This is a genomic window from Mycolicibacterium parafortuitum, from assembly GCF_002086815.1.
GTDB classification, from domain to species: Bacteria; Actinomycetota; Actinomycetes; order Mycobacteriales; family Mycobacteriaceae; genus Mycobacterium; species Mycobacterium parafortuitum.
Genome location: NZ_MVID01000006.1, coordinates 218,972 through 230,959, shown reverse-complemented (window position 1 = coordinate 230,959; position 11,988 = coordinate 218,972). Strand labels below are relative to the sequence as shown.

Here is an 11,988-nt window from a genome sequence, read left to right as displayed (position 1 = left end):
CATCGAACAACACCCCTCGACGAATCAGGTGTTGCAGCGACCGATTGAGTCTGAGTCGCACTTCTTCTGCTGGAATGCAATTTCGCCGGTCAGGTCTTGCGCAGGATCTTCGAGGCGGCCTCGCGCATCTCCCCGCTGGTCGACGCGAGGATCTGACTACGGTTCTCCAGCTGCAGCGCCGATTCCAGGCTGGACGCCTCGAGGTTCGCCCACAGCACCTGCTTGGTCGATTCGACACCGAATTTGCCGTAGACACAGAGGGTTTCGGCGATGGTGGTGGCCTCGAAGAGGCAGTTCTCGGTGACCCGGGACACCAGCCCGAGCCGCAGGGCCTCGTCGGCGTCGACGGCACGCGCGGTCAGGATCAGGTCGAACGCCGGTCCGGCGCCGATCAGGCGGGGCAGCGTGTAGCTGACGCCGATGTCGCAGCCGCCGAGTCCGAGCTTGATGAACTGCGTGCAGAACTTCGCCGACGGCGCCGCGACGCGGATGTCGCACGCGGCCGCGATGCCGAGCCCGCCGCCGTAGGCGGCCCCGTTGACCGCGGCGATCACGGGTTGGCGCAGCCGGTGGATCTTCGCGGTGAGGTCGGCGATGCGTTCCTGCCAGCGCATGCCGGACCGGGGGAATTCGGTGCCGCCGGACTCCTCCGGATTCGGTGCGCCGAGGTCCAGTCCCGAGCAGAAGCCACGGCCCGCACCGGTGAGTACCACGACGCGGCACTCGTTGTCGGCGGCCAGCGCGTCGAGTTCGGTGTGCAGCGCCTCGACCAGCTCGTAATTCAGCGCGTTGAGCTTGTCGGGACGGTTCAGCGTCAGCACGATGATCTCGGGCGTGGGGCGGGCGACTTCGAGTACGGGCGGCATGCCTGTGACGTTAACCGCTGCGCCAGCCCGCCACGCCGATGGTGATCATTCGTAACTGCTTGACCGCGACGCGCCGGATCTCCTCGACCGCAGGCGGATCGGTGACGTCTTCGAGCTGTTCGGCGATCGCGATCATCGAGTTGACGAACACGCTGGCCAGGATGTTGAGGTCCTCGCTGCTCCAGGTGTTCAAATTCGGGAAACGGGCCAGGTCGATCGCCAATTCCGAGGTGATCAACCGGATTTCGGTGCGGATCGCGTAACGCAGCACAGTGACGCCGGTGGAGCGCTCCCGCCCGATGAACCGCCAGTGCTCACGGCGCTCCTGCACCCCGTCGATGAGGATGTCCACCGAGGACTCGATCACCCGGTTGGGGTCGAGGCGGCCGGCGCGCGCGCCGCGCAGCATGTCGCGGAGGCTGCGGAACGACTCGTCGATCAGGACGAGGCCGAGGGCCTCCATCGAATCGAAGTGGCGGTAGAACGCGGCGGGCACGATGCCGGCCTCGCGGGTGACCTCACGAAGGCTCAGCGCGCTGAACCCGCGCTCGGCGAGCAGATGCAGCGCGGCCTCGACGATCGCGCGCCGGGTGGCCTCCTTGCGCTCCTCCCGAGACAGCGTCTCCCGGCCCTTCTCCCGGGACCTGGAGCGGCCCGATCGTGAGCTGGGCGTACGACTGTTCACTGTGTGAAACATACCACAAGCTGCATCGATCCCTTGACGGTATGCACCGGAGGCGCGCACGGTGTACACATGTTCACTGAAACGTTGACCAGGCGCTCGCGGCGCTCGGCGCTGCTGGACCTGCTGACCGGTCCGCACGGCGTCGACCGCTACACCGAGCTGGTCGACCCCACCTGGACGCGAGCGCAGGCCCGCGCCAAGATCGTGGCGGTGCGGCGGATGACGCCGCGCAGCGTGACACTGACGCTGGCGCCCAACCGGGCGTTCACCGGCTTCCGGGCCGGCCAGCACATCAACCTGTCCGTCGAGATCGACGGCCGCCGCCGCACCCGGCCGTACTCACCCGCCGGGGCGGAGGACGACCGGCTCCTGGAGCTGACCGTCGGCCGCCACGACGGCGGGCTGGTGTCGACCTACCTGGTCGAGCACGCCCGCCGCGGCATGGTCGTGGGGCTGGACTCCGTGGCCGGCGAGTTCACGCTGCCCGAGCAGCCGGCACGGCGCATGCTGCTGGTCTCCGGCGGAAGCGGCATCACTCCGGTGATGTCGATGCTCCGGACCCTGCGGTCCCGGCGGCACGCCGGCGAGGTCACCTTCGTGCACTACGCGCGATCGCAGCGGGAGGCCTGCTATCGCGACGAACTGCGCGAGATCGCCGCGGCGATGCCGAACGTGACCGTGCTGCACGGCTATACCCGCGATTCCCGCGGATCCGATGTGCCGGCCCGGTTCACCGGTGACCTCGCGACCGCCGCCGATGCGGTGTATGTCTGCGGACCGCCGTCGCTCGTCGACGCGGTGCGTGAGGTCCGCCCGGACGCCGAGTGCGAAAGCTTCGTCCCACCGGTGTTCACCGCCGGTGAGTCCAGCGGCGGCACAGTACGATTCGCCGCCGCCGGCGTCGAGGTCGTCGACGACGGGCGACCACTGCTCGAACAGGCCGAGGGTGCGGGCCTGACCCCGGAGAGCGGGTGCCGGATGGGCATCTGCTTCTCCTGCACCCGCCGCAAGACCAGTGGCGCCGTCCGCAACGTCGTCACCGGTGCCGTGTCGTCCACCGAAGCCGAGGACGTGCAGATCTGCGTGTCCGCGCCCGTCGGTGATGTCGACATCGACCTGTAACCGCTCAACTCCCGCCGAAATTGCATTCCAGCAGAGGACGTTCGAGAAGAACTCTGCTCAGGCGCAATCTCGACCCAGAGAGGACATCATGACGCAAGTACTGGACAACGCACCGCAGCAGGGCATCTCGAAGACGGTCGCAGGAAAGACCGTCACCCTGACCGCCGAGCAGCTCGACGCGTTCGGCAGGGAACTCGACGCGCTGAAGGACACGGTCATCGCCGACCTCGGCGAGCGCGACGCCACCTACATCCGCCGGATGATCAAGGCGCAGCGCGGACTCGAGATCGGCGGCCGCGCACTGCTGTTCGGTGGCATCTTCCCGCCGTTCTGGCTCGCAGGAACCACCATGCTCGGCCTGTCGAAGATCATCGACAACATGGAGATCGGCCACAACGTCATGCATGGCCAGTACGACTGGATGGGCGATCCGGCCATCTCCAGCAAGGGCTTCGAATGGGATACCGCATGCCCGGCCGACCAGTGGCGGCACTCGCACAACTACATGCACCACACCTACACCAACATCGTCGGCCTGGACCGCGACATCGGCTACGGCATCCTGCGGATGAGCTCCGACCAGAAATGGCGCCCGTACTACCTCGGCAACCCGATCTATGCGTTCCTGCTGATGGTGCTGTTCCAGTACGGGGTCGCACTGCACGAGATGGAGAGCGAAAAGATCGCCGCGGGCGAGATCACGCTCACCGACAAGCGCGAGATCCTGCGCGAGATCTGGGCCAAGACCAAACGGCAGACGCTCAAGGACTACGTCGCGTTCCCGCTGCTCGCCGGTCCGTTCGCGCCGTGGGTGGCCGCCGGCAACCTGACCGCGAACCTGATGCGCAACGTATGGTCGTACATGATCATCTTCTGCGGGCACTTCCCCGAAGACGTGCAGGAGTTCTCGATCGAGGAGACCAAAGCCGAGACCCGCGGCCAGTGGTACTTCCGCCAGGTGCTCGGATCGGCAAACCTCGACGGCGGCAAGCTGTTTCACATCCTGTCCGGCAACCTGTCCTTCCAGATCGAACACCACCTGTTCCCGGACATCCCGGCGTTCCGGCACGCGGAGATCGCACCGAAGGTGCGTGAGATCTGCGAACGCTACGGTGTGCCCTACAACACCGGTCCGTTGCCGCATCAGTTCGCGACCGTGGTGCGCAAGATCTTCAAGTTCGCGCTTCCGTTCTGACGCCGATACCGGCTACCCGGTAGGCGAGGTTTCTCGTCATCGGCAATGACGCCGCCGTAGCTGGCGCGAAAGGCTCTCCCTAGCGATAAAAATCGTGGCAGGCGCAAGGGAGGACCGTCATGCAGTTGTTCAGGCCGATGAGCACCGGCATCGCGACGATGACGGCGGCCGCGGTGCTGGCGTCGGTCGCACTGGTCGGCCACGGTGCCACCTCCCACGCCGATCCCGGGGTGCAGGCCAAGCCCACCGTGGTGCTGGTGCACGGCGCGTGGGCCGGCACGTCGAGCTGGGACGGTGAGGCGTCGGCCCTGCGGGCGGACGGCTACCCCGTGCGGGCCATCGCCAACCCGCTGCGCAACCTGACCACCGACGCCGCCGAAGTCGCGTCGTTCGTCCGCACCGTCGACGGCCCCGTCGTCCTGGTCGGACATTCCTACGGAGGCGCGGTGATCACCGAGGCCGCCGCCGGCCTGCCCAACGTCAAGGCGCTGGTCTACGTCGACGCGGCCGCACCCGAGGCCGGGGAGACCAACGGCTCACTGTCCGGCGCGGATTCGGTGCTCAAGCGCCTACCGGACAGCGCGTTGTTCGACACGGTGAAAACCGCCGACGGCGGCACCGACCTCTATCTCCGCCAGGACGTGTTCGTCCACCACTTCGCCAACGACCTGCCCGCCGAACAGGCCACCGAGCTGTGGGCATCGCAGCGCGCCGCGGCCACCGCGGCGTTCGACACCCCGGCCACCGCGGCGGCCTGGCACGACATCCCGTCGTGGTACTTCATCAGCAGCGGCGACCAGATCATCACCCCGACGTCGGAGCGCGCGATGGCCGACCGCGCCGGGTCGCACGTCACCGAGTTCCCCGGCGGATCCCACCTGACCCTGATCAGCCATCCGGAGGCTGTGACGGAGGTCATCGAATCCGCGGCGCGATCGGTCGCCTGAGCCGGGACGTAGGTCTTGTGGCGCGACCCGCCGCATGGTGAGGTGTCCGAGGTTGGGACCTCTGTGCGGAAGGAAAACGTTCATGCGTGCTGCGTTGGCGGCGATTTCGGTGGTGGCGGCTGGTGCCCTGAGTGGGATGGGTGTGGCGTGGGCGCAGCCCCCGGTGCCCAGCGCGGGGGAGTTGACCGCCGAGCTGCAGCAGGTCCTCAACACCGGCACCCCCACCGAGGTGCGCGCGGCCAAGCTGGCCGGCGGCGAGGCCGCGGTGCCGACCGCGGACAACATCGCCAACCGCCTCAACACCTACAGCGGCATGATCAACTGGCGGGTGGAGAACCCGGTGCTCAACGGCGACCAGCTCGACGCCCAGATCGCGGTGACCATCCCGATCTGGGGAACCAAGACGCACAACATCTACTGGGTCGACGAGGGTGGTACCTGGAAGCTGTCGAACCCGTCGGCATGCGTGATCGCACGTGACGTAGCAGGTGTGGACTGCACCGTCTAGTTCGGCCCGCGCCGAAATTGCATTCCAGCAGGGCGTTACTCGAACTTTTGCTTCCTGGATGCAGTCTCGGCGCGGAATCTCGCTGAATACGCGTACGACGGGATCTGAATCGGGCCGTGCCAACCGCGGGTGCGCATGGCCTGGCTCAGTGTCTGGATGACCGCGACGGGATCGTCCTCTTTGACGACCGCCGTGACATGCCAGCCCAGGCGGCGAAGTTCCGGCATGACGCGGCGGTCCTTGAGGTACTGCCCACGGTCGGACTGGTGCTGGTCGCCGTCGTACTCGAGCGCGACTTGGAACTTCTCCCAGCCGAAATCGAGAAAACGGACGTGGCGGCCGTCGTGGTCGACGACGGGGATCTGGGTGCGCGGCGTCGGGAATCCCGCGTCGAGGATCACCTTGCGCCAACAGGATTCGCGGGGCGACTCGGCGCCGCCGTCGACGAACGGCAGGACGGCCTTGAGGCGGGCGACGCCTCGGGCGCCCTTGTAGCGCTTGGCCAGCAGTAGCACGTCGTCGATCGAATAGGGACGACTCGCCATCAGGGCGTCAAGGCGGGCCAACGCGTCGTATTCGGGACGGTATCGGCCGAGATCGAAGGCGGTGCGCGACGGCGTCGTGACCGGGATTCCGCCCACCTGCTGCCATTCGTCGGGTGCGATGCGCTCGTTGCGGGCAAGGATTCCCTTCGGTGCGCGCGGGCAGTGGTAGATCAGTTCGATGTCGATGTCGGCACTGATCCACTTCGATCCGTGCACCGCCGCGGCCGCCAGTCCGGAGACGATCCCGCCCCGTTTGGAGTAGAGCCACGCTGCCTCGGTGCGATCACGCAACGTCGGCGCCGGGAGTCGTGGCGCGTGCACATTGGTGTAGATCGGACGGTAGAAACGCTGGAGTTCGTATCGAGTGACGGCACCGTTGGCGATCGCTTCGGTGCCGATGATGATGTGTCCCATGGCCGAATCGTCGGCGCGGGTTCCGACGGATCAGCGGCGCTATCGGCGGTTATCCCCAACCCCACCGTCGAGATTGCGTCTGTGCAGAGATCTACTCGAACTTCTTCTGCTGGAACGCAATTTCGGCGGGAGGAGGCCAGCTCAGCGCTGGCAGGTCGGGCACCAGTAGGTGACCCGCTCGGTGAACTTGTCCGTCTCGATCCGGGTGCCGCAGCGGCGGCAGGGGAGTCCTGCGCGGCCGTACACCCAGACGTCCTGGCCGGGCCGGGTGTTGCCGGTGGTCGTGCGGTTCACCCGTAACCGGTTGAGCCACAACATCTGCTGGGCCCGGTGGGCGACCCGCAGCGGATCGGTCAGCTCGCGCACCGGGGTACCCGGTCGCAGCCCGAACACGAAGCTCAGCTCGTTGGCGAACACGTTGCCGACCCCGGCCATCACCCGCTGATCGAGCAGCGTCTCGGCCAGCGGGCGGTCGGGGTCGGCCATCAGGTTGACTGCCGCGACCTCCGCCGACCAGTCCTCGCCGAGCAGATCCGGACCGAGGTGGGCCACCGCATCCATATCGGTCGCCCGGTCCAAGACCTCCAGCACGCCCAGGTCGACCCCGGAGGTCCGGGACGTCGCCGTCTCCAACACGATTCGGATCTTGTAGGCCGGTACCCGGACACGACCGATCACCCACGCACCGTCCATCTTCAGATGCGAATGGATACTGGCCTGCCCGACCCGGATGAACAGATGCTTACCGCGGCTGAGCACCTCGTCGACCACCTGCCCGCTCAGATCCACCGCCGCATAGCGCGGGACGCGGATATCGCAGCGCGTCAGCTCCCGGCCGGCCAGCGCCTCGCGCAGCTTGGCCGCCGTCCGGTAGACGGTGTCGCCCTCGGGCATCAGCGCAACCGCAGCCCGCGCGGCGTACGCGAGAACCCGGCCGTGACCAGCGCGTCGACCGTCACCGACTCCCGCGCCTCCAGCACCGGGACGCCGTCGACGCGTTCCACCAGCAGCGCCGGAACCCGTTGCCGCGGCACCATTTCGGCCAGCGAAGCCGCGGCGGCGTTCGACGTCTCCGGGTCGGTGGTGAAGCTCAGCAGCGACCGCCCACCCCGCTCGACGAACCACACCAGTGCACCGTCGACGAGCACCACCAGCGCACCTGCCTTGCGTCCGGGCCGGTGCGCGGTGTCACCGTCGGCACCTCGGGACGGCCACGGCAGCGCCGCACCGTACGGGTTCGCGGGGTCGGTCGCCGCCAACGCCAGCGCGCGCAGCGTCTGCTGCTTGTCGTCGATGCTGTCGGCGTGGCTGCGCAACCGGTCGACGGTGCTGGCGGTCGCGAACTGGGCGCCGCCGAGGGATTCGACGAAATACCCGCGCTGACAGCGACCCGCCTCCTCCATCGTGGTCAGCACCTTGTACATCGACGCGAACCCGCCCGGGATGTTCCCACGGAAATTCTCACTGGCCACCGCGCCCTTGGTCAGCACGCCGTGGCGGGCCAGCAGTTGGTCGGCCTGATAGTGCGCCCGCACCGTGGTGTCCACTTCGGCGACCGGCAGTGCCGACCACCGGCCGGCCACCGTGGGATCGGTGTCGCGGTGCGCGCTGAGGCTGGTGGTGCTCAGGCTGTAGCGGCTCAACCGCGGGGCGCGCCGGTGCCGGTGGGCCGGTGCGGCCGCACGCCTGCCGCCCGGGCCCTTCGATCCGGCGAGCAGCGCCCGCACCGGGGCGAAGGTGTCGCCACCGACGTATCCGGCCCAGATCAACTGCCACAGAGCGTTTTTCAACGACTCGGCGGATACCCCGTCGATGCTGATCTGGCGGAAGAAATACGCGCCGCCCCCGGACAGGGCCGCGAGGATCTGGTGATGAACGTCGGTCAGTTCGAGTTCACCGGGCGGGGCCAGTGACAGCGGGGCGGTGTCGGCGGGATGGAACGACACCCAGCCGTCGGCGCCGGACAACGATCCGGCGCCGGCCCAGAGCAGCTCACCGGAGGCGAGGAGCTCGTCGAGCATGCCGGGCTGGTAGTCGCGGACCCGCTGCCCGAAGATCAGCGGCTCGACCGCCGAGGCAGGCACCGGCACGCCGGCCAGCTGGTCGATCACCGCGGCGAGCCCGTCGACGCCGGACACCGCATCCGCGCCGACCATCTGCCACGATGGCAGGAACCGCCCGAACGCCGCGGTGCTGACGGGCTCGATCTGGGCGCGCAGCGCCGCCAACGACCGGCGCCGCAGAATCCGCAGCACCTCGGCGTCACACCACTGCTCGACACCGCCGGAATCGGTGGGCACATCGGTGAATTCGCCGCGCACCAGTTTCCCGTCGGCGGCCAGCCGGCCCAGCACGTCCGCGGCGACGCGGAGCCCCAGCCCGAACCGGGTGGCGGCGTCGGCGGTGGTGAACGGCCCCCGGGTGCGCGCGAACCGCGACAGCAATTCGCCGAGCGGGTCGACGACCGGCTCCAGGAACGCGATCGGCACCCCGACCGGCACCGCCACCCCGACCCCGTCGCGCAGCCGCCCGATGTCCTCGATCGCCGCCCACCACGTCGTCCCGGCATACGACACCGTCAGCACCCGCTTGGCTGTCAGCAGCCCTTCGAGCCAGCCGCCGACGTCGGATTGCACGCAACGCTCGCCGATCTCGTCGGCGGTCAGCGGCCCGAGCAGCCGCAACAGGTCCGCCACCCCTTCGGCGTCGCGCACGGCGCGCTCGGGGGTCAGATGCTGCAGCTGGCGGGTGGTGTTCGCGATGACGTCCGCGTCGAGCAGCTCGCGCAGCTCGACCCGGCCCAGCAGTTCGGCGAGTAGCGTCGGGTCCAAAGCCAGTGCGGCGGCGCGGCGTTCGGCCAGCGGGCTGTCGCCCTCGTACATGAACGCGCCGACGTAGCCGAACAGCAGCGACGCCGCGAACGGTGACGGTGTCGCGGTCTCGACCTCCAGCAGACGGACCCGGCGCTGGGCGATCCGGCCCATCAACGCGGTCAGCGTCGGCACGTCGTAGACGTCCTGCAGGCATTCCCGGACCGCCTCCAGCACGATCGGGAAGTCGGGGTAGTTGCGCGCCACGTCAAGCAGCTGGGCGGCCCTTTGACGTTGATGCCACAGCGGGGAGCGTTTGCCCGGATGCCGGCGGGGCAGTAGCAGCGCGCGGGCCGCGCACTCGCGGAATCGGGACGCGAACAACGCCGAACCGCTGACCTCGGTGGTGACCAGCGGTTCGATCTCGTCGGCGTCGAACACGAAGATGTCCGCACCGGGGGCGACGTCGTCGGTGTCGGGCAGTCGCACGATGATGCCGTCGTCGGAGGCGGTCGGTTTCTCGTCGATGCCGTAGCGCTCGTAGAGCCGCTTGCCCACCGCGAGCGCCAGCGGCCCGTGCACCCGAAGCCCGTACGGGGAGTGCAGGATCACCCGCCAATCGCCGAGCTCGTCGCGGAACCGCTCCACCACCAGCGTGGTGTCCGACGGCACCGCCGCAGTGGCCTCACGCTGTTCGGAGATCAGCTGCCACAGATTGTCGGTGGCGAAGTCGTCGAATCCGACCTCTTTGCAGCGGGATTCGAATGCCGGGCGATCCAGCCGGGCCAGTTCGCCGTTGAACGCGCCGATCGCGGCGCCCAGCTCGGCGGGCCGCCCCACCCCGTCGCCGCGCCAGAACGGCAGCCGTGCGGGCTCGCCCGGGGCGGGGATCACCAGCACCCGGTCGTGGGTGATCTCGGTGATGCGCCAGCTGGTGGCACCGAGGGAGATGACATCGCCGGGGCGGGACTCGTAGACCATCTCCTCGTCGAGTTCACCGACTCGCGAGGGCTTTTCGGAGTCCGCGCTGGACGCCAGGAACACCGTGAACAGGCCCCGGTCCGGGATCGCCCCGCCGGAGGTGACGGCCAGCCGCTGCGCGCCGGGACGGGCCGTCAGCGTGCCGTTGTCGCGGTCGTAGACGATGCGGGGCCGCAACTCGGCGAACTCGGTCGACGGGTACTTGCCCGACAGCAGATCCAGCGTCGCCTCGAACGCGCTGCGCGGCAGCGTCGCGAACGGCGCGCTGCGGCGCACGGTGTCGAACCACGCGTCGGCGTTGATCGGCTCCAGCGCCGCGGCCGCAACCGTGTGCTGGGCGAGCACGTCGAGCGGATTGGCCGGCACCCGCATCGTCTCGATCTGGCCGGCCAGCATCCGCTGCACACTGACCGCGCACCCGATCAGGTCGGTGCGGTGTTTCGGGAACAACACGCCCTGGCTGATCTCACCGACCTGGTGGCCCGCCCGGCCCACCCGCTGCAGACCGCTGGCCACCGACGGCGGGGTCTCCACCTGGATGACCAGATCGACCGCGCCCATGTCGATTCCGAGTTCCAGGCTGGAGGTCGCGACCACCGCCTTGAGCCGCCCGCTCTTGAGCGCGTCCTCGACGTCGGCGCGGGCCTCCTTGCTGACCGACCCGTGGTGCGCGCGGGCGAGCACCGGCTCGGCGCCGAAGGTCTGACCGCTGCCCATCAGATGCGCGGGCGCGCCGCCGGCCACCCCCGGATTGTGGCTGCCCAGCTCGATCCCGGTGCGTTCGGCGTGGATCTCGTTGATGCGGGCGGTCAACCGCTCCGCGAGGCGGCGCGAGTTGGCGAACACGATCGAGGAGTTGTGCGCCTCGATCAGGTCGACGATGCGTTCCTCGACGTCGGGCCAGATCGAGTTGTTCTCCAGATTGGCCATGTCGGGCACCGGCACCTGGACCGTCAGGTCGAACGTCTTGGCCGCCGGCGGCGCGACGATCGTGGTCGGGGAGGCCCCGGACAGGAAGCGCGCCACCTCCTCGGGCGGGCGCACCGTGGCCGACAGCCCGATCCGCTGCGCCGGTGTGGCCAGCATCGCGTCGAGCCGTTCCAGCGACACCGCCAGGTGCGCGCCGCGCTTGGTCCCCGCGACGGCGTGCACCTCGTCGACGATCACCGTCTGCACGTCGGCGAGACTGTCGCGCGCGGCCGAGGTGAGCATCAGGAACAGCGACTCCGGCGTGGTGATCAGGATGTCGGGCGGCTTGCTGATCAGTTCGCGCCGCTTGCTCGGCGTGGTGTCGCCCGAGCGCACGCCGACGCTGATCGACGGTGGCGCCTCACCGTTGCGTTCGGCGATGCGCGAGATCCCGGTCAGCGGGGTGCGCAGGTTGCGTTCCACGTCGACGGCCAGCGCCTTCAGCGGCGACACGTACAGCACCCGGGTGGTGGGCTTGTCGCGTGGCTCACGGGCCAGCCCGTCGATCGCCCACAGGAACGCCGCGAGCGTCTTACCCGACCCGGTGGGTGCGATGACCAGCGTGTTCTCCCCAGCGGCGATGGCGTTCCAGGCCTGTGCCTGAGCCGGGGTGGGTTCGACGAAGGTGCCCGCGAACCATTCACGCGTCAGCGCGCTGAAGCGTGACAGCGGATCGGTCTTCGCGGGCATCTGTCCATGGTGCCTGCAACCCCCGACAAGTCGGCCGGAGCAGGCAGAAAGGGGGCCCGGGGATCCCCGAGAATGAGGCCTGGGGTCACGCCGGACGGCGTGGCTGCTAGGGACAGCCGAGGCCGGCCTGACCCCAGGCGAGGCCGACACTACTCGCGCCGGGCTCCCCGCAAGCGGTTTGCAGCAAAGTTCCGGCGAGGGGTTTCGGCCGCGCACCGCGGGGAGCCCGAATTTCGGCATCGGCGCCGGTGAGCGG

At 68.9% G+C, this 11,988-nt stretch carries 9 protein-coding genes; 4 read left to right on the top strand and 5 right to left on the bottom strand.

Going from position 1 to position 11,988, the window contains the following annotated elements; all coding sequences use genetic code 11:
* Positions 1-89 precede the first annotated feature (89 nt).
* Both BST38_RS10380 and BST38_RS10375 read right to left on the bottom strand, forming a co-directional pair.
* On the bottom strand, positions 90-866 hold the full coding sequence (locus BST38_RS10380; protein ID WP_083143189.1) for an enoyl-CoA hydratase/isomerase family protein: 777 nt from the start codon (positions 864-866) through the stop codon (positions 90-92).
* A 10-nt stretch (positions 867-876) separates the two neighbouring features.
* Positions 877-1,551, bottom strand: coding sequence for a TetR family transcriptional regulator (locus BST38_RS10375; protein ID WP_083143188.1), 675 nt, complete (start codon positions 1,549-1,551; stop codon positions 877-879).
* A gap of 69 nt (positions 1,552-1,620) precedes the next feature.
* Between BST38_RS10375 and BST38_RS10370 the strand changes: the two genes are divergently transcribed.
* From BST38_RS10370 to BST38_RS10355, 4 genes are all read left to right on the top strand, one after another.
* Positions 1,621-2,673, top strand: a complete 1,053-nt coding sequence (locus BST38_RS10370; RefSeq protein ID WP_083143187.1) for a ferredoxin reductase — start codon at positions 1,621-1,623, stop codon at positions 2,671-2,673.
* Between the two features lie 88 nt (positions 2,674-2,761).
* Positions 2,762-3,868, top strand: a complete 1,107-nt coding sequence (locus BST38_RS10365) for a fatty acid desaturase family protein (RefSeq protein WP_083143186.1) — start codon at positions 2,762-2,764, stop codon at positions 3,866-3,868.
* 119 nt (positions 3,869-3,987) lie between these two features.
* Positions 3,988-4,815: an alpha/beta hydrolase gene (locus BST38_RS10360; protein WP_083143185.1), complete on the top strand. Its 828-nt coding sequence runs from the start codon at positions 3,988-3,990 to the stop codon at positions 4,813-4,815.
* A gap of 82 nt (positions 4,816-4,897) precedes the next feature.
* A complete protein-coding gene (locus BST38_RS10355) occupies positions 4,898-5,323 on the top strand; it encodes an MTB12 C-terminal domain-containing protein (protein ID WP_083143184.1) in 426 nt (141 codons plus the stop codon).
* A 35-nt stretch (positions 5,324-5,358) separates the two neighbouring features.
* On the opposite strand, the gene BST38_RS10350 is transcribed toward BST38_RS10355, so the two are convergent.
* The 3 genes from BST38_RS10350 to BST38_RS10340 all read right to left on the bottom strand — a co-directional run bounded on the left by BST38_RS10350 (position 5,359) and on the right by BST38_RS10340 (position 11,732).
* Positions 5,359-6,282: a type IV toxin-antitoxin system AbiEi family antitoxin gene (locus BST38_RS10350; RefSeq protein ID WP_083143183.1), complete on the bottom strand. Its 924-nt coding sequence runs from the start codon at positions 6,280-6,282 to the stop codon at positions 5,359-5,361.
* A 141-nt stretch (positions 6,283-6,423) separates the two neighbouring features.
* Complete coding sequence (gene nei2, locus BST38_RS10345) at positions 6,424-7,176, bottom strand: endonuclease VIII Nei2 (protein WP_083143182.1); 753 nt, start codon at positions 7,174-7,176, stop codon at positions 6,424-6,426.
* Positions 7,176-11,732: an ATP-dependent helicase gene (locus BST38_RS10340; RefSeq protein ID WP_083143181.1), complete on the bottom strand. Its 4,557-nt coding sequence runs from the start codon at positions 11,730-11,732 to the stop codon at positions 7,176-7,178. The genes nei2 and BST38_RS10340 overlap by 1 nt, the downstream gene beginning before the upstream one ends.
* Positions 11,733-11,988: the final 256 nt, after the last annotated feature.

Bases quoted from the DNA above. Each gene is read 5' to 3' on its own strand.
- BST38_RS10365 (WP_083143186.1), top strand. From the start codon at position 2,762: ATGACGCAAGTACTGGACAACGCACCGCAGCAGGGCATCTCGAAGACG.
- BST38_RS10380 (WP_083143189.1), bottom strand. From the start codon at position 866: ATGCCGCCCGTACTCGAAGTCGCCCGCCCCACGCCCGAGATCATCGTG.
- nei2 (WP_083143182.1), bottom strand. From the start codon at position 7,176: ATGCCCGAGGGCGACACCGTCTACCGGACGGCGGCCAAGCTGCGCGAG.
- BST38_RS10360 (WP_083143185.1), top strand. From the start codon at position 3,988: ATGCAGTTGTTCAGGCCGATGAGCACCGGCATCGCGACGATGACGGCG.
- BST38_RS10355 (WP_083143184.1), top strand. From the start codon at position 4,898: ATGCGTGCTGCGTTGGCGGCGATTTCGGTGGTGGCGGCTGGTGCCCTG.
- BST38_RS10350 (WP_083143183.1), bottom strand. From the start codon at position 6,282: ATGGGACACATCATCATCGGCACCGAAGCGATCGCCAACGGTGCCGTC.
- BST38_RS10340 (WP_083143181.1), bottom strand. From the start codon at position 11,732: ATGCCCGCGAAGACCGATCCGCTGTCACGCTTCAGCGCGCTGACGCGT.
- BST38_RS10370 (WP_083143187.1), top strand. From the start codon at position 1,621: ATGTTCACTGAAACGTTGACCAGGCGCTCGCGGCGCTCGGCGCTGCTG.